Source organism: Cohnella yongneupensis (assembly GCF_042655785.1).
In the GTDB taxonomy this organism is placed as follows: domain Bacteria; phylum Bacillota; class Bacilli; order Paenibacillales; family Paenibacillaceae; genus Cohnella; species Cohnella yongneupensis.
On sequence record NZ_JBHSNC010000036.1, the window covers coordinates 1 to 18,040 of the forward strand.

Here is an 18,040-nt window from a genome sequence, read left to right on the forward strand (position 1 = left end):
GTTAAGACCTCCAGCGCCGATGGTACTTGGACCGCAGGGTCCTGGGAGAGTAGGACGTTGCCAGGCTAGATTCATTACTTACATTCCCTGATAGCTCAGTTGGTAGAGCACTCGACTGTTAATCGAGTTGTCACAGGTTCGAGTCCTGTTCGGGGAGCCATTATGGAGAGGTGTCCGAGTTTGGTCGAAGGAGCACGATTGGAAATCGTGTAGGCGCCTAAAACGTCTCGAGGGTTCGAATCCCTCTCTCTCCGCCATAATTATTTCTAGTATCAATGGTAGCAAACGGCATGGCCCCTTGGTCAAGCGGTTAAGACACCTCCCTTTCACGGAGGTAACAGGGGTTCGAATCCCCTAGGGGTCACCAGCTTCCCTCGAAAAAGAATTACCATAAATTGAGGGTTGCAAATGCTTGGCGATATCGGTTATGATATAAAAGTCGCCTTGAGAAAAAAAGAATACTTAATCAACGACGCGGGGTGGAGCAGCCCGGTAGCTCGTCGGGCTCATAACCCGAAGGCCGCAGGTTCAAATCCTGCCCCCGCAACCAATTAACTCTCGGCTGATTACCGAGGCAAGATCGCGGAGCCGTGGTGTAGTGGCCCAACATGCCTGCCTGTCACGCAGGAGACCGCGGGTTCGAATCCCGTCGGCTCCGCCACTTTTTATCAAGGCTCGATAGCTCAGCTGGTAGAGCAGAGGACTGAAAATCCTCGTGTCGGCGGTTCGATTCCGTCTCGAGCCACCATCACAACTTCATTAATAACATGCCGACTTAGCTCAACTGGTAGAGCAACTGACTTGTAATCAGTAGGTTGGGGGTTCAAGTCCTCTAGTCGGCACCAGTTTTACCTTAAGTCTCGGAGGCTTAGCGAAGTGGCCAAACGCGGCAGACTGTAAATCTGTTCCTCACGGTTCGGTGGTTCAAATCCATCAGCCTCCACCATTTTTTTGACTTAGGGGCATAGTTTAAGGGTAGAACAGCGGTCTCCAAAACCGTTAGTGTGGGTTCAATTCCTGCTGCCCCTGCCAAAGAGCTTTACAATTACGATCGTGGCGGTCGTGGCGAAGTGGTTAACGCATCGGTTTGTGGATCCGACATTCGGGGGTTCAATTCCCCTCGTCCGCCCCATTTGTTTCATTCAGTATAGGGGTTTAGCCAAGCGGTAAGGCAACGGACTTTGACTCCGTCATCCTAGGTTCGAATCCTAGATCCCCTGCCATTCACATGCGGAAATAGCTCAGTGGTAGAGCATCTCGTTGCCAACGAGAAGGTCGCGGGTTCGAATCCCGTTTTCCGCTCCAACTTATCTTTAAGCCTTTGGCGCCATAGCCAAGTGGTAAGGCAGAGCTCTGCAAAAGCTCTACCCCCAGTTCGAGTCTGGGTGGCGCCTCCAAAATCCTTAAAGCATGCGCCCTTAGCTCAGCTGGATAGAGCGTTTGACTACGAATCAAAAGGCCAGGAGTTCGAATCTCTTAGGGCGCGCCAAGTTTTTAAATAATTGAATATGCCGGTGTGGCGGAATGGCAGACGCGACGGACTCAAAATCCGTTTCTTGAGAGGGAGTGGGGGTTCGAGTCCCTTCACCGGCACCATATCTCAAACGATCAGCTTCAGGATCAACATCCTGAAGCTTTTTTTCTGCGTTCGGCATGAATTCTATTCTATACATATGGAGCGGTGACGGATGGTTGTTGTTAATCGGAAGGATTACTCCGACATGGAAGAGCATGGTCGGTTATTGCTGGAGAGCTACGCACGGGTGGTCGGGAAATCACTGCTGGAATATGATCCGGAAAAGCAGTCTGCGATAGAAGCATTGTTCCATGCCCCTTTCGTCTTACTTTCGCATGGGACGGAAGCCGATCCGATCTTGAACTTCGGCAACAGGCAAGCGCTGACGCTCTGGGAGATGGATTGGCAATCGTTCACATCGATGCCGTCTAGACTTACCGCCGAACCGATGGAAAGAAGCGAACGAGATAAGTTATTAGCTGACGCTAAGCGACAAGGTTATGCCGATGACATTCGCGGTATTCGAATCGCAAGCAGCGGAAAGCGCTTCGAGATAGTGGCGTTATTGTGGAACCTGGTGGATGAAGAAGGTACATACAACGGTCAAGCAGCAATGTTCAAGGAATGGCAGTTTGTATAAGCCATCCCATTCTATTTATTAGCAAACCTCACAACAAACTCATCGATTTCTAATGGTTAAACCTCTATTTTCAATACATTCGGGTCTTATATTGAGTCTTAAGGATGTTAATCTTAGAATTCGGATGTGATTCGATTGAGAAACGTACGTCTGTCTTACAAGCTATTCACGACATTAGCCATTGCATTGATCGTGCTTATATCAACGAACTTGATGGGTGTCGTAAATTTGGATAAAGTTGCGAACGGACTAGTACGCTCGTTGTACGATGAATCCTATAAGGGAGCGGATCTGTTACTTAACGCAGATCGCGATATGTACCAGGCGCTCGTCGATGAACGAGTCGTCCTCGATTCAAGCCCAGGGTCCTCCGAATACAACAACGCGCTTAGTTCGTATGAAGAAAACGTCGGTCAAGTGAACGAACGGGTGAATGCTGCGAAAACCATTTTCGAGCATAATCGTGCTGCATTCGAGCCCCTTAAGCATGAAACATCAGGTAGCTCGTTCTTCGATAGCTTCTCGGGCTTCGAGACGGATTTCAAATCGTGGACGACTTCCGTGGCAGGCGTGATCGAAACAGCCAAACAACAGTCCGATATCGTAAAGGACGATAGCAATTTCGACTCGGCTCGCGGAAGTCTGAACGAACTGGAAGAAATGCTTGTCGTCTATGCGGAAAATGATATAGAGCAAACGAAGTCAGACAATATCCGTATCAAATGGAGTTTGATTACCGTCGTATTGATCTCCTGCGCGGTCGTCGTCTTGTTCGGTTGGCAAGTCATTCGTTCCATCGTTAACGGAATCAAGCGGACGGTAGAGGTGACAGAGCAAGTGGCAAGCGGCAACTTGCGCGTAGAACCGCTATCGATCAAGTCGAAGGACGAAGTCGGCCAGCTTGCGAATTCGATTAACCATATGACGGAAAGTCTTAGACAGATGATTCACCATATTATTTCGTCTTCGCATAGCCTATCCGCTGCCTCAAGGCAGATCTCCAAAGGCACCGAAGAAATTTCGGGAAGCGCAACGAGTCAGGCGAGCAACGCCAAAAGTATTATGGAGTTGTTCAAGGAGTTGTCCGACGCGATTAATTCAGTAGCCGTTAATGCGGAGAGCGCGGCGGAATTGGCCGAGCAGACGGTGTCCATAGCAGGAGAGGGCGCCACGGCCGTGACCGCGTCCAAAGCGGGAATGAACGATGTAAGCAGCCGTATGACGCGTCTGGAAACCGACTCTCAGCAAATCGGCCTTATCATAGAAGTCATCGACGAAATATCGGAACAGACTAACCTGCTCGCATTGAACGCGGCGATCGAAGCTGCCAGAGCCGGCGAACAAGGAAGAGGGTTCGCCGTAGTAGCGGATGAAGTGCGTAAGCTTGCGGAACGTAGCGGCGAGGCGACGAAACAAATTACGGCCATTATTAAAGGCATGCAATTGAGTACTTCGGAGAGCGTTAAAGCAGTTGCGAGCAGCGCGAAGCAGACGGAATTAACGGAGCAAGCGTTCCATCATATTACCGAGTATGTCGATCAATCTTCACGTAAAGTGATGGAGATTGCGGCAGCGAGCGAGGAACAGGCGGCACAAGCGACGGAAGTATTGCAGTCAGTGGAAAGCATTGCGGCCGCGAGTCAGCAGACGGCTTCGGCTTCCGAGGAAACGGCATCTTCCTCTCAATCGCTTGCAGCATTGGCGGATGAGTTGAATCGAATGGTCGTGAAGTTCAAGGTGTAAGGTGATCCTGAGCGAACGGGATAACGTTTATAGGTAACAAAGCAACAACAAACCTCCACTTAGCGTGGAGGTTTGTTGTTGTTGCGTGATAAGTTTAAATTACGCTGCCGCCGTACAGGAAGCGGTGCTCCCATGACGTACCGGCAAAGCTGTCCGTATGAACGCCGCCGCTATCTTTGGAGTAAGTGTGCAAGATTTTTCCGTTGCCCAAGTAAATTCCGACGTGCGTAATGCGTTCGGTCTTTTTGTTCACGTTCTTGTAATCGGATGCGCTCGAGCCCTCGTAAGACATGAAGAACATAAGATCTCCGCGCTTAAGCTTGTGCCAGTCGGTCTGAACGGTGTTTGGCTCGTGTTCTTTGACGTAGTCGCCTTGTTGACGCGAGTCCGCAGGAAGCTTAACGTCCAGCGTTTCGTTGAAGATCCATTTTACGAAGTCGGAGCAGTCGAAAGTCGTCTTCGTGCTTCGGTTCGAACCGAATTCATACGGCGTACCTACATATTTCATGCCATCCGCGATGACTTTCTCGATCTCGACGGATCCTTGATCTGAAGGCGTAGTGGTATTCGTGTCGTCCTTGCCATTATCGGAAGGCTTTTCGGTTACGTTATTGCCTGTATGGTTGGCCGGTACGTCGTTCGCCGGCGTATTTGTTGACTGATTGCTATTGTCATTAAAGTAAGATGCCCAGTTAAACCAATTGGAATTAGACGAAGCATTATTGTAACCAGATGAAGCAGCCGATACCGACATCGGAACGACGGACAGTCCGCTCATTAATACTCCGGCAGCCAGCAATCCCATGAATTGTTTTCTCAAGTTACCTCACCTCCGGTTAGTTTGCTTAACTAGGCTAACACAGGGCCATCGCGGTTCAAACCCTCAATTGTTGCCAAGCGCGCTTAACCTTAGGTCGCACAAGGAAAAGTCTTAAGACCATTACGTTGCCCGACTACAGTCTAGGACAAAAAACATACGCGAGTCCGTTATGTTAAAGCAAGCTGAAGCTTACAATGAAATCATAAAGCGAAAGAAACGAGGTGAAGCAAACGATGAGAAGCGGTAACGGACTCGCGATAATCCTGATCGGATTCGGCGGTCTCATCATTCTTGGAAAGTTGGGCTTCGGATTAGGGTTTTTGTTCGGGTTGATCATCCCGATTTTAGTTGTATTGCTCGGCGTAATGGCATGGAATAACGTCAGCCGAATGCTCGGAGGCATCATTGGCGTCATCGGCGGCATAATGCTTCTCGGCCAGCTATCCCACTTGTTCGTCTGGGTGGCTGCGATCGCCCTGATCATGTTCGGCGTATCGATGCTGCGTAGAAACCCGAGGGTATAGGAGGTAGAAACGTAGATGAGCGTGATGAGAAGAGTACGGGACCTGACGGCAGCGAATATGCACGAACGGTTGAGCCAATCGGAAGACCCGGTACGCGTTATCGATCAGTTCCTCTGGTCGACGCACCAAGAAATCGTGCAAAGCGAAGGACTGCAGCGTCAATACGCCGCGCACACCGAGCATTTGTACAGGCAGTGGAAAGACGCGGAGCAATGGAAGGCGAAACGCGAAGCACAAGCCGTTACCGCGCTAAAAGCGGGCGAAGAGGATGTCGCGAGGTTGGCGTTGCAAGAGAAAGTGATGCAAGAGGCGCAGGCGGACAATTACGGCCGTCTGTACGAACAGAGCAAGCACGAGCTTGCCGAGCTGGAACAGCTGCTTCAAGAGCTACGATCCGAATATCGGACCGTGTACGATCGCCGCCAATATTACGTCGCTAGAATGGAATCGCTTCGCCTTCAACAACGATTGAACGCGAAATTCGGTTCGGGCGGCTTGGATACTTCGCGGATGTTTCGCACGATTGAAGATCGGATGACGGACATCGAGTTGGAGGCTCAAAGCTTGCGCGAAATCCGACGCGGCGGTCAAGAAACCGCATATGCCGTTTCGGCCGTTCAACATACGATCGAGCAAGAGCTCGATTCAATGAAACGCAGACTGCAACAAGGAGGAACAACAAATGCGTAAGCTATACCGTTCGACGCGCGACAAAAAGATATTCGGGATTTGCGGAGGGTTAGCGGACTACCTGAACGTCGATACGACGTTGCTCCGCGTACTGCTGATCATCGTGGCCGTATTCTCGGCCGGTTCCGTCATTATCGTGTACATCATCGCCGGCTTCGTTATTCCGCGGGAGCCGAATTACGGCGGCGGATACGGGGCTACGCCTCCACCGTACGGTTGGGGCGGCAGGGAGCAGCCTCCTCAATACGGTTCTCAGAACTGGCCTCCACAAAGCCCGTCTTGGAACCATTCCGGACAGCCGCCGCAGCCGCCGCGTCCGCCTGCTCCGGACTTCGGGAAGCCGCCGGCCTATACGCCGACTACTCCCGCGGCCAGACCAACGTCGGCACCTGGCATCGATCAGATGATGGAGGATATCGAGAAGAAATCGCTGCGTAGGGAAATCGAAGAGCTGAAAGCAAAGATCGACAAAATCGAGAAGGATTCGAAAGGAGAATAACGATGGGCGTATTTCAACGAATGAAGGATATGACGAAAGCTTCGATGCACGATTGGTTGGACAAATTAGAGGATCCGATCGTCATGATCAATCAGTACATTCGCGACATGGAGAAAGAAATCCATGAAGCGGAAGTGACGGTCGCGAAGCAAATGGCATCCGAACGCAGAATGAAGCAACGGCTGGACGAATCGGTTCGTCTGAGCGCGGAACGCGAAGGCCAAGCCGAGCTTGCGCTACGCGGAGGCAATGAGGAGCTTGCCCGTAAATTGCTCGAAGATAAAGTGCAATTCGTTCGCCAAGCGGAAGAGCTGACGAGCTTGCACAATCAAGCATACGCTCAGGTTACGGAGCTCACGGCTCAGCTGCACGAAATGAAAGAGGAATACTACAAGCTGCGCAACAAGCGGAACGAGCTGGCGGCGCGCGCCCAAATGGCCAAAGCACGCAAGCAGATGGCGCAAGTCAGCGCTCTCCATACGATCGAGAGCGGCAACGCTTCGCGCGGGTTTCATCGGATGGAGGAGCGAATCATGCAGATGGAAGCGGAAGCCGAAGTCGCGCGGATTCCGAGCACGCCGTTCACCGGCGCGCCCGCTCATCTCGATCCGGAGAAGAGCTACCGCGTGGAGCAAGAGCTGGAACAGCTCAAAAGTCGCTTAGGAACGAACTAATCCGCAAGCAAAACAAGCATTCTCGCTGTTGCCAAGTTATGCTATGATGTCAAGGTGCGCAAGCGATCACACCCGCCATAACGGAAATTTCCGTTATGGCTTTCGCTACGAAATCAACGAGATTCGCGAGGAGGTGTAACCCGATATGAGAATGCCCATGTCCAAGAACGCGATGATTATTATCGCAGCCGGAATTTACCTCGCGCTTGGAGGCGTAGCGGGTTACCCGACGGTTAATGCGGCGTTGTTAATATTGATCGGCGTAGATCGCTATCGCTATGATCGATCGCGGCTGTCGTTCATCCTTATCGCGATCAGCATACTCGTCCTAATCGTGAACCAATTCGCGTTATTCGCGCTCGTCGTGCTTATCTCGCTGGGCATCTTTTACTTTAGGGCGAGGCCGCCGGGCGTCGGAACTTATACGAGCAAGCATCAGCTACTGCTTAATATGAGGCTCGACGAACGATCATGGGTGCTTCATTCGATGAGCTTCTGGCATGCGATCGGCGAGGTGCGCATGGATATGACGCTCGCCGTGCCGGAAGATCGGCAGCTAACGATCGTACTTCAAGGGCTCGTGGGCAACGTGGACTTGAACGTGCCGGACGATTACGGCTTGGAAGTGGAAGCGTCCGTGCTCCTGGGGCAAATCACCTTCAGGCAAACGGAAGAAAGCGGGATCTTCCAAAGGCTGTCCTGGAAATCGCCGAATTACGATACGTGCGAGACGCAATTGAAACTTCAGTTATTTTATCTCGTAGGAGATATCAAAATAAGAACGATTTGACGAATCGCCCAAGAGGAGGAGCGGAATGGAGTCTCGGAAAGCATCGAATATGGTTTGGCGCCATATGGGCGAGGCCGTTCTCTACTCTCTCGGAATCGGCGTATTAATCGTCTATTTACTTCGCGTTCAGGGAATGCTGGCGCCATTCGAAAGCTGGGCTTCGGTCATCAAATTCGCGATTTATGCGATTGGGGTGCTGGTAGTAGCCGGAGCGGCGTTCGGATTCGTGCGCAGCTATCCGATTCGCAATCGGCTGGAAGTGTTAAGCGACGCGATGTCGTCGCTCGAGAAGGGCAATCCGAGCTTGCCGTTGCCGGAGCTCGGCCATGATGAGATCGGAAGGCTAGGGGAGAAGCTCGTAAGGCTTGGCCGCAAGTGGGAAGAGCAAGTCGCATCGTTGCAGCGTTTATCTACGAACAACGCGGAGCTCGCTACTAAGGCGCGAATGAGCGCAGTCGTGGAAGAGAGACAGCGGCTCGCGCGAGAGCTGCACGACGCGGTCAGCCAGCAGCTGTTCGCGATATCGATGACCGCGACGGCTGTCGGGCGCACGCTGGATCACGACTTCGAGCGGGCTAGACGGCAAGTGGAGCTGATCGAGGAGATGGCTGCCGTGGCGCAGTCCGAGATGCGCGCGTTGTTACTGCACTTGCGTCCGGTTCATCTGGAAGGCAAAAGGCTCGTCGAAGCGATTCCGGAGCTCGTCGAAGAGATGCGCACGAAGATCGCGGTCGATATCGCCCTCGACATGGAAGAGGATTTGCTGCTGAACAAAGGGATGGAAAACCATCTGTTCCGCATCGTGCAAGAAGCGCTTTCCAATACGTTGCGCCATGCGAAAGCTACGAAGATGGATATCGTGCTCCAGCGCCGCGGAGATTCCGTGCGTCTGGGCATTCGAGATAACGGAGTCGGCTTCGATCCGCTGCAGAAGAAGCATGCCTCTTACGGGATGGTAAACATGGAGGAGCGGGTGAACGAAATCGGCGGCTCGCTTAACGTAGCCAGCGCGCCGGGCAAAGGCACGCGGATCGAAATCAGGGTTCCCATAATGGGAGAAGGCGGTTGATCGGATATGGCGGACATTCGGGTGTTGTTGGTCGATGACCATGAGATGGTACGGATCGGCTTGGCGGCGGTGCTCAGTACGGAGGAAGGAATCGAAGTCGTCGGCGAAGCGGGTAACGGAATGGACGGATTGCGTCTTGCAAGCGAATATAAGCCCGACGTCGTGTTGATGGATTTGGTCATGGAACCGATGGACGGAATCGAGACGACGCGCCGGTTGATGGAGGAGCTTCCTAATTGCCGGGTTATCGTGCTTACGAGCTTCCTTGACGACGAGAAGCTGTATCCGGTCATCGAAGCGGGGGCGTTCAGCTACTTGCTCAAGACTTCGCGCGCATCCGAGATCGCGGACGCCATTCGGGCGGCCGGACGGGGTCAATCGGTGTTGGAATCGCAGGTTGCTTCGAAAATGATGAACCGGTTCCGCCGGCCCGCGCAAGCCGCGGCTCAGCCTCACGAAGTTTTAACGGACCGGGAAATGGAAGTGTTGAAGTTGATCGCCGAAGGGAAGTCTAATCAAGAAATAGCGGACGACTTGTTCATCGGCATTAAGACGGTCAAATATCATCTCACGAATTTATTCGGCAAGCTCGGCGTCGAAGACCGCACGCAAGCGGCGATTTACGCCCACCGCAACGGACTCGCCGAATAAGGACAATCGGGGATACGGACGCCCATTGTGGAAATAGTAGGGTAAAAATATAGCGTTGTTCCGGCAATTATGCTACAATACATTAAATTTAGTATACTTTGTTTACTCCTATCCTTAGATCCCCTGAGAGAAGAAAGATGAGGAATATGACAAACAACACACACGATACCGTATCCGCCCATGAAGCGGTCTATTTCATTTTTGGCGCAACGGGAGATTTGGCTCGCCGGAAGTTGTTTCCCGCCCTGTACAGCCTTTATCGCGAAGGAAAGCTCGGCGAAAGGTTCGCGATCGTCGGTCTTGCACGCCGTCCGCGCACGAACGCGCAATTCCGCGACGACGTATACGAAGCGATTAAAGAATTTTGCAGATATAAACCGAGCGACACCGAGTCCTGGAACGCCTTCGTCGAGCATTTTACATACCAGTCGCTCGATATCAACAACGTGGAAGGCTTCCGCGAGCTAAAGGTGCACACGGAAGAGCTCGAAGCGAAATATTCGATTCAAGGCAACCGCCTGTTCTACTTGGCACTAGCTCCAGAGTTGTTCGGCCACGTGTCCCGCAGCTTGCGCGACGGCGGCATGCTCGAGTCGAAAGGTTGGAGACATCTCGTCATCGAGAAGCCGTTCGGCTACGATTATGCGTCCGCGGAGAAGCTCAACCAAGAAATCAGCGAAGTATTCCGCGAAGACGAAGTGTACCGGATCGACCATTATCTCGGCAAGGAAATGGTCCAGAACATCGAAGTCATTCGCTTCGCGAACGCGTTCTTCGAACCGCTGTGGAACAAAAACCATATTGCTAACATCCAAATTACGCTAGCGGAAACAGTAGGCGTCGAAGATCGCGGCGCTTATTACAATAAATCCGGCGCATTGCGCGACATGGTGCAAAACCACTTGATGCAAATGCTGACGATGGTCGCGATGGAGCCGCCAAGCCGTCTGGACGCGGAAGACATTAGGGACGAGAAGGTGAAAGTACTTCGCTCGATCCGCAAAATGAACTCCCGTGAAGAAGTCGTAAGCAACGTCATCCGCGGTCAATACGCCCCGGGTTCGATGAAGGGCAAAGAATTGAAAGGTTACCGCGACGAGGATTCCGTCGATTCGGCTTCCTCGACCGAGACTTTCTTTGCGGCAACGCTATACGTGGACAATTTCCGCTGGGCGGGCGTTCCGTTCTACGTGCGTACGGGCAAACGCCTGCCGGTCAAGTCGACGGAAATCGTAATCGAATTCAAAAACGTACCTAACAACGTATTGTTCGCGAACAAACAAAACGTGCTGCCTAATCTGCTCGTTATTCGCGTAAATCCGATGGAAGGCATTTATATTAAGCTGAATGCCAAGAAGCCTGGCAACGATATGTCGATTCAGACGGTCGCGACGGAATATTGCCAAAGCTGCCTTATCGGCATTAACACGCCGGAAGCGTACGAGCGCCTTATTTTCGACGCGGCGCGCGGGGACCATACGTATTTCACTCGCTGGGACGAACTTGCGGTCGCTTGGAAGCTTGTCGACCCGATCGCCGCGGCGTGGAAAGAAGATTCGAGCGATTTGCAGTTTTATGCTGCCGGATCTTGGGGACCCGACAAAGTCGAGCAAATGCTCGCCGAAGACGGGTATCACTGGTGGCCGGTTAACGGACAAGACGAAGATAACGTCATCTGGATCTCGAACACGGGCAAGTAAGCCGATTGCGGCTTAAGCCCGCCATGCAAGGAGGAGAAACGAATGCCCCGCATTATCGACATAAGCATGACGATCGAAGAGAGCATGCAAGTTTGGAAAAGTTACGAAGCCAAGAAGCCGCACATCACGAACGTGCAAAATCACGATCAAGGCAAGCCGCACGAGAGCTTGCTGACGATGAACGTGCACACTGGAACGCACGTCGATGCCCCGCTGCATATGATCGCAGGAGGCGCGACGATCGAGACGATCTCGCTCGATCGGTTGGTCGGACCGGCGCGCGTGCTTGATCTGACTCATGTGAAAGGCTTCATCACGAAGGAAGATCTCGAGCCGTACGCCATTCAGCGCGGCGAGCGACTGCTGTTCAAGACGTCGAGCTCGCTGACGGAAGATTTCGATCTCGAATTCCCGTTCCTGCGGGAAGATGGCGCGAAATATTTGGCGGAAATCGGCGTTGGCGTCGTAGCGACGGACGCGCTTGGCATCGAACGCGCGCAGCCGGATTACGCAACGCATCGCACGTTGATGAGCAACGACATCATCATCGTCGAAGGATTGCGTCTTAAGAATGTCGAGCCAGGCAACTACACGCTGGTCATCGCGCCGCTGAAGATGACGGGAATCGATGCCGCGCCGGCAAGAGCGTTCTTGCTCGCGGACTAACGAATATCGAATGAGGCCATGCCGATTGCGGCGTGGTCTTTTTTTATCGGAATTGAAGGAATACTAAACCCAGACTTACACCTTTACGCTTTACAACGTAACAATGTTATGTTACATTATCCTCATGAAGGAGATGAAACAATGGACCGGGACCTTATTTCGAAAAAAGATTTGCTGGATACGACGGGCATTTCCTATGGTCAGTTGTATCGTTGGAAAAGGAAGCAGCTCATTCCGGAAGACTGGTTTATTCGCAAATCCACGTTTACAGGGCAGGAAACGTTTTTCCCGAAAGACCTGATCTTGGCGCGTATCGATAAAATCGTTAACATGAAGGACGATTTGTCGCTCGACCAAGTGGCCGACAAGCTGTCTCCGATGCTATTGGACTATGAATTACGTAAAAGTGCGTTTTCGGAACGTAACATTGTTTCGAGAGTAGTACTGGAACAATACGCAAGCGCGGACCCGGAACACACCGTCTATTCGTTCGAGATGCTGCTAACGTTCTACGCCGTCGATAAGCTGCTGCAGACGGGTGAAATGACAATGGATGAAGGCGGACGGTTGCTAACCGTGCTGAGGGAGCATTTTCAGAAATTCGAAGGTAAGCCGTGCGATTTGATCTTCATCCGGAAAATGGGCGTATCGACGTTCCTGCTCGTTAGCGCGTATGCGGATATTTATTTCGATACCGGAGTCAAAATCGTCGCCAAGCTGCCGATGGCTGAGCTCATCGAACAATTGAGAGGAAAACTGATATGACGGGGGAGAAAACAATGATAAAAAGCGGATTGCCGGATTTGGTCGTGAACGGAGTCAGCACCGCAGCCGGCGGCACCTACGGCAACGTGAAGATCGACGGCGTAGGCAAAGTAAGCGGCGATATCGACGCGAAGACGATCAAAGCAAACGGAGTTATTCGGATGAACGGCGCGGTAAAGGCAGAGGAAATGGATTGCGACGGGAAGCTGACGGTCGGGGGTAATCTTGCGGTAGGGCGGATACGCCTTGACGGACTAGTATCCGTAAAAGGGATCATGTCCGGGGAGCACCTGGATCTGCATGGCCTGATTAACGTAAAAGGCGATTGCGAAATCGAAAAGTTCGATGGCGAAGGCGTATTCGAAGTCGACGGACTCCTTAGTGTAGGGACGCTGAACATAAAATTGCAAGGCAGGGCCAAAGCGAGAGAGATCGGCGTGGAGTCGATGGTTATTAGGCAAGTTCCGAGGAGCGTCTGGAGCAAACTGTGGAGTTGGATGTCCACGAAGTTCGTGCCCGAGCTGCAAGCGACGACGATCGAAGGCGACGATATCGACTTGGAGTACACGAAGGCGCAAGTCGTTCGAGGCAACCGTGTCGTCATCGGCAAAGGCTGCGTTATCGATCGGGTGGAATACAAAACGGAGTTAAAGGTAAATCCGGGAGCGACGATTAAGGAGAGGGTGAAGACCGGTGGCTGACGCGAACAGGCAAGATTTGAGAATTATCGGCGAGACGAACTCGGCAGGAGGACAATTCGGTAAAGTGCGCATAACCGGCGAATGCACGTTTTCGGGAGATGTCGATTGTACGAAGCTGTCGTGTATGGGCGAAACGAAAGTTGCTGGAAGTTTGCGCGCGAGTGAGCTTAAGCTTACGGGCGAAGTCGAAATCGACGGAAGCCTTGACGCAGGCCACGTAGGCGGGCGGGGGGAACTGGAAGTATCGTCGCGCATGCGCGGAGAACATATTAAGTTGATGGGCAATCTCGAGGTTGGCGGCGACTGCGAAGCCGGCGTATTCGACATCAGCGGAGCGTTTAACGTAAAAGGCCTCGTCAGCGCGGAAAGCTTGAACGTGAAAATGTACGGACCGTGCCGGGCACGGGAGATCGGAGGAGGCACGCTAACCGTCAAGCGCAGCCGCGCGTCCGCGCTGATCCATCTGTTCAAGCCGAATACGGCGGGAGATTTGATCGCGGATTCGATCGAAGGCGACGTGGTCGAACTGCAACATACGACAGCAGGCGTCGTTAGAGGCAAACGCGTAACGATCGGACCGGGATGCGTGATCGAGCGCGTGGAATACGCGGAAATGCTCGATATTCATAAGAGCTCTACCGTAAAAGAAATGATACGACAAGCGTAACCGAAGGAGATTAATCAACTATGACGCAATCGAACAAAAACGGGTTAGGCGCGGTAATCGCCGGCTTGCTACTCGGCATCCTGATGGCTTCCATGGATAATACGATAGTCGCGACCGCGATGGGCAACATCGTCGGGGAACTGGGCGGCATGGATAAGTTCGTCTGGGTTACTTCGGCTTATATGGTAGCCGAGATGGCGGGGATGCCGATTTTCGGCAAGCTGTCGGATATGTACGGACGCAAAAAGTTTTTCGTGTTCGGCATCATCGTCTTCATGCTTGGCTCCGTGATGTGCGGAACGGCGAATTCGATTACGGAATTGGCTATCTACCGCGCGATCCAAGGCATCGGCGGCGGGGCTCTCGTACCTATCGCGTTCACGATCATGTTCGACGCCGTGCCGCTTGAAACCCGCGGCAAGCTCGGCGGATTGTTCGGCGCGGTGTTCGGATTATCGAGTATTTTCGGACCGCTGCTCGGCGCATATATTACGGACCACATTCAATGGGAATGGATTTTCTACATTAACTTGCCGATCGGCATCGTGGCGTTCATCTTGGTCGCGTTCTTCTACAAGGAATCGCACGAGCATTCCAAGCAACCGATCGACTGGCTAGGCGCAGGCACGCTGCTCGGCTCCGTTATTTGCCTTATGTTCGCGCTTGAGCTCGGCGGCAAAACCTACGCTTGGGATTCGGGTCAAATTCTCGGCTTGTTCGCAGGCTTCGCCGTTCTGTTGATCGCCTTCCTCGTCACGGAGACGAAAGCCGAGGAGCCGATAATATCTTACGCGCTGTTCAAAAACCGATTGTACGCGACGAGCGTTCTTACCGCCCTCTTCAGCGGCGCGGCGTTCATCGTCGCATCCGTCTATATCCCGATTTTCATTCAAGGGGTGCTCGGGGGCTCGGCGACGAATTCCGGTCTCGTCCTGTTGCCGATGATGGTCGGCTCCGTCGTTACGGCGACGATGGGCGGCTTCCTCATGACGAAGATGCCGTACCGAAACGTACTCATCCCGACGCTATTAATTCTCGTGGCAGGTACCGCGCTCGTCGCTACGCTTAATTACGACTCGACTCGTTTCACCGTAACGATCTACATGATTCTGATCGGTCTGGGCATCGGCGCGTCGTTCTCGGTGCTCGGCAACGCCGCCATCCACGGCTTATCGTACCGTCAACGCGGTTCGGCCAGCGCCACGCTGAACTTCGTCCGTTCGCTTGGCATGACGATCGGGATTACGACGTTCGGCATCATTCAAAGCCATGTGTTCCTGAACAAAATGACTGACGCATTCCAAGGCGGTGGCGGTGGCGGCAATGCGCCTCAGTTGCCCGAAGGGCTCGATCTGAAGGACCCGCATGCGCTGCTCGAACCGTCTACGCGGGCGTTGTTCCCGCAAGACGTCCTAACGAGCATCTCGAAGATGCTGTCTTCCTCGATCGTGTATACGTTCGCTTGGGCGATTATTCCCGCGGTGCTGGCGTTGATCGCTTCCTTGTTCATGGGCAATAAGAAGCTAGACGCTTCGGCGGAAATCAAGGAACCGGTCTCGGGGCATTAATCGGATTCGAGACCGCATTCATCGTTCATCGTTCACATTGGGTTCATATGGGAGAAGTATGCTTGCGAAGGTTAATCGAAAGACAGTAGCAAGCAAAGCGAGGGAAAACTGTGACGACAACTGGAAATAACAAAAAGCTCGTATTGACGGGTTTGCTCATCGGACTTATTTTTGCGGAGCTTGACGAGACGGTCGTATCTACCGCGATGCCGACCATCATCCGGGAGCTGCATGGATTGGCGCTCTACGGATGGGTCGCGGGCATCTACATGCTGGCGGTTACGATGTTCATGCCGATTATCGGCAAAATGGCGGACTTATACGGACGCAAAAAAGTGTATCTGACTTGTATGGCTCTGTTTATTTGCGGATCGATCGTGTGCGGGATGGCATCCTCGATGACGATGCTCCTCGCCGGCCGCGGCATACAGGGCATCGGAGCGGGCGGCTTGATGCCGCTGGCGCTCGTCATTATCGGCGATACGTATCCGTTGGAGCAACGCGCCAAGGTTCAAAGTTTGTTCGGACCGCTTATGATTTTGCCGCAATTGCTCGGACCGACAGTCGGAGGCTACATCGTCGGCAACGTGAACTGGCATTGGGTATTCCTTATTAACATCCCTATCGGCTTGATCGCGGCAGCGTTTATGTCCAAAGGGATGCGGGAGTCCAGAGGAGACGAGCAGCGTTCGATAGACTGGACCGGCGCGTTCACGCTTATGCTGGGGCTGCTTTCCTTGCTCATGGCACCGGTATTGATCGAAAACAAAGGCTATTCGTGGGGCTCGCCAATCATTATCGGCATGCTGGCGTTATCCGCGGCATTGTTCGCTCTGTTCGTCTGGGTTGAGACTAAGGCGAAAGAGCCGATCATTCCGCTCCACCTGTTCCGCAACCGTAACGTAGTCGTCTTATCGACCATGGTATTTTTGCTCATGCTCGGTCTAATGGGCGGACTCGCGACATTCCCGTTCTTCGCTCAAAACGTGATGGGGCTGACGCCGACCGGATCCGGTTACTTGAACCTTGCTTTCATGGGCGGCGCCATCCCTTCGAGTATTATCGTCGGGTTTCTCATTACGAAGGTCGCATACCGCAATTTATTCATCGTTTGCTTGTCGCTGCCTATCGTCGGATATGCGATGCTAACGCAGATCGATGTAAATACGACGGTGCTATACATTGTCATTAGCTTCTTAATACTCGGCATCGGCCTCGGCGCTCTGTTCGGCGGAGACAATCTGATCGTGCAGGAGTCGGTCGACAAAGCGCACAGCGGCGTCGCCCTGTCTACCGTACAACTGTTCCAGTCGCTCGGCGCTACGATCGGAATGAGCGTATTCGGCAGCATACTGGCGAATAATATTAAGAGCGGATTGGACTCGGTCGGCGATCAGCTTCCGAAAGACGTAGCGGATACGATCGCGACGGGCGGCATTCCAAAAGGGCTAGATACCGGCTTGGCGGATCAGGTTAAGCTTGTGTTCGCGGACGCATTCCAGCATTTATTCATTATTAGCATCGGCTTCCTTATCGCGGGGTTCGCGGTCGCTTGGTTCTTGAAGAAGGAAGTGCTGACGAAGCGGGAAGAAGAGCCGGAACAAGAACCGGTCCCGGCGCACGCTTAACGCGTCATAGCGCTCCGATGGACTTGACTACGTCGTCGATGATGCCGTAGTCGAGCGCTTCTTGGGCGGACATGAAGTAATCGCGATCCATATCTTGCTCGACTTTCTCGATCGGCTGTCCCGTGCGGTCCGCGGTTATGCGATTCAGCCTCGCACGCGTATCCAATATTCGTCTGGCGCTGATCGCGATATCGCTGGCTTGGCCCTGCGCGCCTCCATGCGGCTGGTGGATCATCACTTCGCTGCTGGGAAGCGCGAATCGTTTGCCGGGGGCTCCGGCCAACAGTAAGATTGCCGCGAACGAAGCGGCCATGCCGACGCAAATCGTATGAACCGGCGGTTTAATGAATTGCATCGTGTCGTAGATGGCGAATCCGGCCGTCGTCGAACCGCCGGGCGAGTTGATGTAAAGGCTGATCTCCTTGTCGGGGTCTTCGGCCGCTAGGAACAACAGCTGCGCCACGATGCTGTTTGCTACTTGGTCGTCGATCGCCGATCCCAAGAAAACGATTCTGTCCTTCAATAGCCGGGAATAAATATCGTAAGATCTCTCGCCACGGTTGGTCTGCTCTACGACGTACGGAATGAAATTGCTCATTGGGTTCATCCTCTCGAATCGATTTCGTTATTGGCTTGCGACCCGTAAACGAATGGATGCGGCAAAAAGATACGTTCAGAAAAAGATTTGCAGGTGCGTATCCTTTGCGAGGCTTCATTCGTTTACGTAAT

General features: G+C 52.9%; 18 protein-coding genes and 15 tRNA genes. 31 read left to right on the top strand and 2 right to left on the bottom strand.

Annotated elements, in window-relative coordinates; translation table 11 throughout:
• The first annotated feature begins 84 nt into the window (after positions 1-84).
• The 17 genes from ACFPQ4_RS11430 (at position 85) to ACFPQ4_RS11510 (ending at position 3,899) form a co-directional block, all read left to right on the top strand.
• Positions 85-160 (top strand) — tRNA-Asn (locus ACFPQ4_RS11430).
• Between the two features lie 4 nt (positions 161-164).
• Positions 165-257: transfer RNA gene (locus ACFPQ4_RS11435), tRNA-Ser, on the top strand.
• A gap of 35 nt (positions 258-292) precedes the next feature.
• Positions 293-367 (top strand) — tRNA-Glu (locus ACFPQ4_RS11440).
• A 106-nt stretch (positions 368-473) separates the two neighbouring features.
• Positions 474-550, top strand: a tRNA-Met gene (locus ACFPQ4_RS11445).
• A gap of 34 nt (positions 551-584) precedes the next feature.
• Positions 585-661: transfer RNA gene (locus tag ACFPQ4_RS11450), tRNA-Asp, on the top strand.
• Between the two features lie 11 nt (positions 662-672).
• Positions 673-748 (top strand) — tRNA-Phe (locus tag ACFPQ4_RS11455).
• A gap of 21 nt (positions 749-769) precedes the next feature.
• Positions 770-845: transfer RNA gene (locus tag ACFPQ4_RS11460), tRNA-Thr, on the top strand.
• Between the two features lie 17 nt (positions 846-862).
• Positions 863-946, top strand: a tRNA-Tyr gene (locus ACFPQ4_RS11465).
• A gap of 12 nt (positions 947-958) precedes the next feature.
• Positions 959-1,032 (top strand) — tRNA-Trp (locus tag ACFPQ4_RS11470).
• A gap of 24 nt (positions 1,033-1,056) precedes the next feature.
• Positions 1,057-1,132 (top strand) — tRNA-His (locus tag ACFPQ4_RS11475).
• Positions 1,133-1,149: 17 nt separating this feature from the next.
• Positions 1,150-1,223, top strand: a tRNA-Gln gene (locus tag ACFPQ4_RS11480).
• Between the two features lie 7 nt (positions 1,224-1,230).
• Positions 1,231-1,305: transfer RNA gene (locus ACFPQ4_RS11485), tRNA-Gly, on the top strand.
• 18 nt (positions 1,306-1,323) lie between these two features.
• Positions 1,324-1,397 (top strand) — tRNA-Cys (locus ACFPQ4_RS11490).
• Positions 1,398-1,412: 15 nt separating this feature from the next.
• Positions 1,413-1,489 (top strand) — tRNA-Arg (locus ACFPQ4_RS11495).
• A 21-nt stretch (positions 1,490-1,510) separates the two neighbouring features.
• Positions 1,511-1,596: transfer RNA gene (locus tag ACFPQ4_RS11500), tRNA-Leu, on the top strand.
• A 125-nt stretch (positions 1,597-1,721) separates the two neighbouring features.
• Entirely contained in the window at positions 1,722-2,156 is a 435-nt protein-coding gene (locus tag ACFPQ4_RS11505) for an MEKHLA domain-containing protein (RefSeq protein WP_378111990.1), read from the top strand.
• A gap of 135 nt (positions 2,157-2,291) precedes the next feature.
• The gene (locus tag ACFPQ4_RS11510) at positions 2,292-3,899 is read left to right on the top strand and encodes a methyl-accepting chemotaxis protein (protein ID WP_378111991.1); all 1,608 of its coding nucleotides are present in this window, start codon (positions 2,292-2,294) and stop codon (positions 3,897-3,899) included.
• Between the two features lie 94 nt (positions 3,900-3,993).
• Here the strand turns inward: ACFPQ4_RS11510 and ACFPQ4_RS11515 are convergent, their stop codons facing one another.
• The gene (locus ACFPQ4_RS11515) at positions 3,994-4,719 is read right to left on the bottom strand and encodes a C40 family peptidase (RefSeq protein ID WP_378111992.1); all 726 of its coding nucleotides are present in this window, start codon (positions 4,717-4,719) and stop codon (positions 3,994-3,996) included.
• A gap of 233 nt (positions 4,720-4,952) precedes the next feature.
• On the opposite strand from ACFPQ4_RS11515, the gene ACFPQ4_RS11520 reads away from it, so the two are divergent.
• The 14 genes from ACFPQ4_RS11520 (at position 4,953) to ACFPQ4_RS11585 (ending at position 17,311) form a co-directional block, all read left to right on the top strand.
• Positions 4,953-5,243, top strand: a complete 291-nt coding sequence (locus tag ACFPQ4_RS11520; RefSeq protein WP_378111993.1) for a LiaF transmembrane domain-containing protein — start codon at positions 4,953-4,955, stop codon at positions 5,241-5,243.
• 15 nt (positions 5,244-5,258) lie between these two features.
• On the top strand, positions 5,259-5,933 hold the full coding sequence (locus ACFPQ4_RS11525; protein ID WP_378111994.1) for a PspA/IM30 family protein: 675 nt from the start codon (positions 5,259-5,261) through the stop codon (positions 5,931-5,933).
• Positions 5,926-6,432 (top strand): PspC domain-containing protein, encoded by a 507-nt coding sequence (locus tag ACFPQ4_RS11530; RefSeq protein WP_378111995.1) that lies wholly within the window; start codon positions 5,926-5,928, stop codon positions 6,430-6,432. Before ACFPQ4_RS11525 ends, ACFPQ4_RS11530 begins: the two co-directional genes overlap by 8 nt.
• A gap of 2 nt (positions 6,433-6,434) precedes the next feature.
• Positions 6,435-7,106: a PspA/IM30 family protein gene (locus tag ACFPQ4_RS11535; RefSeq protein ID WP_378111996.1), complete on the top strand. Its 672-nt coding sequence runs from the start codon at positions 6,435-6,437 to the stop codon at positions 7,104-7,106.
• A gap of 145 nt (positions 7,107-7,251) precedes the next feature.
• Complete coding sequence (gene liaF / locus ACFPQ4_RS11540) at positions 7,252-7,896, top strand: cell wall-active antibiotics response protein LiaF (RefSeq protein ID WP_378111997.1); 645 nt, start codon at positions 7,252-7,254, stop codon at positions 7,894-7,896.
• Between the two features lie 25 nt (positions 7,897-7,921).
• On the top strand, positions 7,922-8,965 hold the full coding sequence (locus tag ACFPQ4_RS11545) for a HAMP domain-containing sensor histidine kinase (protein ID WP_378111998.1): 1,044 nt from the start codon (positions 7,922-7,924) through the stop codon (positions 8,963-8,965).
• A 6-nt stretch (positions 8,966-8,971) separates the two neighbouring features.
• On the top strand, positions 8,972-9,616 hold the full coding sequence (locus ACFPQ4_RS11550; RefSeq protein ID WP_378111999.1) for a response regulator: 645 nt from the start codon (positions 8,972-8,974) through the stop codon (positions 9,614-9,616).
• 146 nt (positions 9,617-9,762) lie between these two features.
• Complete coding sequence (zwf, locus tag ACFPQ4_RS11555) at positions 9,763-11,316, top strand: glucose-6-phosphate dehydrogenase (RefSeq protein WP_378112000.1); 1,554 nt, start codon at positions 9,763-9,765, stop codon at positions 11,314-11,316.
• Positions 11,317-11,358: 42 nt separating this feature from the next.
• Positions 11,359-11,982 (top strand): cyclase family protein, encoded by a 624-nt coding sequence (locus ACFPQ4_RS11560; RefSeq protein ID WP_378112001.1) that lies wholly within the window; start codon positions 11,359-11,361, stop codon positions 11,980-11,982.
• 141 nt (positions 11,983-12,123) lie between these two features.
• Positions 12,124-12,747 carry a YhbD family protein gene (locus ACFPQ4_RS11565; protein WP_378112002.1) on the top strand — a complete coding sequence of 208 codons (624 nt, stop codon included), beginning with the start codon at positions 12,124-12,126 and terminating at the stop codon, positions 12,745-12,747.
• A gap of 14 nt (positions 12,748-12,761) precedes the next feature.
• On the top strand, positions 12,762-13,448 hold the full coding sequence (locus ACFPQ4_RS11570; RefSeq protein WP_378112003.1) for a hypothetical protein: 687 nt from the start codon (positions 12,762-12,764) through the stop codon (positions 13,446-13,448).
• Positions 13,441-14,115 (top strand): hypothetical protein, encoded by a 675-nt coding sequence (locus ACFPQ4_RS11575; RefSeq protein WP_378112004.1) that lies wholly within the window; start codon positions 13,441-13,443, stop codon positions 14,113-14,115. The genes ACFPQ4_RS11570 and ACFPQ4_RS11575 overlap by 8 nt, the downstream gene beginning before the upstream one ends.
• Positions 14,116-14,135: 20 nt before the next feature.
• Positions 14,136-15,683, top strand: a complete 1,548-nt coding sequence (locus ACFPQ4_RS11580; protein ID WP_378112005.1) for an MDR family MFS transporter — start codon at positions 14,136-14,138, stop codon at positions 15,681-15,683.
• 110 nt (positions 15,684-15,793) lie between these two features.
• A complete protein-coding gene (locus tag ACFPQ4_RS11585; RefSeq protein WP_378112006.1) occupies positions 15,794-17,311 on the top strand; it encodes an MDR family MFS transporter in 1,518 nt (505 codons plus the stop codon).
• 4 nt (positions 17,312-17,315) lie between these two features.
• On the opposite strand, the gene clpP is transcribed toward ACFPQ4_RS11585, so the two are convergent.
• Entirely contained in the window at positions 17,316-17,909 is a 594-nt protein-coding gene (gene clpP / locus ACFPQ4_RS11590; protein ID WP_378112007.1) for an ATP-dependent Clp endopeptidase proteolytic subunit ClpP, read from the bottom strand.
• Positions 17,910-18,040: the final 131 nt, after the last annotated feature.

Bases quoted from the DNA above. Each gene is read 5' to 3' on its own strand.
- ACFPQ4_RS11525 (WP_378111994.1), top strand. From the start codon at position 5,259: ATGAGCGTGATGAGAAGAGTACGGGACCTGACGGCAGCGAATATGCAC.
- ACFPQ4_RS11565 (WP_378112002.1), top strand. From the start codon at position 12,124: ATGGACCGGGACCTTATTTCGAAAAAAGATTTGCTGGATACGACGGGC.
- clpP (WP_378112007.1), bottom strand. From the start codon at position 17,909: ATGAGCAATTTCATTCCGTACGTCGTAGAGCAGACCAACCGTGGCGAG.
- zwf (WP_378112000.1), top strand. From the start codon at position 9,763: ATGACAAACAACACACACGATACCGTATCCGCCCATGAAGCGGTCTAT.
- liaF (WP_378111997.1), top strand. From the start codon at position 7,252: ATGAGAATGCCCATGTCCAAGAACGCGATGATTATTATCGCAGCCGGA.
- ACFPQ4_RS11580 (WP_378112005.1), top strand. From the start codon at position 14,136: ATGACGCAATCGAACAAAAACGGGTTAGGCGCGGTAATCGCCGGCTTG.
- ACFPQ4_RS11535 (WP_378111996.1), top strand. From the start codon at position 6,435: ATGGGCGTATTTCAACGAATGAAGGATATGACGAAAGCTTCGATGCAC.
- ACFPQ4_RS11560 (WP_378112001.1), top strand. From the start codon at position 11,359: ATGCCCCGCATTATCGACATAAGCATGACGATCGAAGAGAGCATGCAA.
- ACFPQ4_RS11570 (WP_378112003.1), top strand. From the start codon at position 12,762: ATGATAAAAAGCGGATTGCCGGATTTGGTCGTGAACGGAGTCAGCACC.
- ACFPQ4_RS11550 (WP_378111999.1), top strand. From the start codon at position 8,972: ATGGCGGACATTCGGGTGTTGTTGGTCGATGACCATGAGATGGTACGG.
- ACFPQ4_RS11505 (WP_378111990.1), top strand. From the start codon at position 1,722: ATGGAAGAGCATGGTCGGTTATTGCTGGAGAGCTACGCACGGGTGGTC.
- ACFPQ4_RS11520 (WP_378111993.1), top strand. From the start codon at position 4,953: ATGAGAAGCGGTAACGGACTCGCGATAATCCTGATCGGATTCGGCGGT.
- ACFPQ4_RS11530 (WP_378111995.1), top strand. From the start codon at position 5,926: ATGCGTAAGCTATACCGTTCGACGCGCGACAAAAAGATATTCGGGATT.
- ACFPQ4_RS11545 (WP_378111998.1), top strand. From the start codon at position 7,922: ATGGAGTCTCGGAAAGCATCGAATATGGTTTGGCGCCATATGGGCGAG.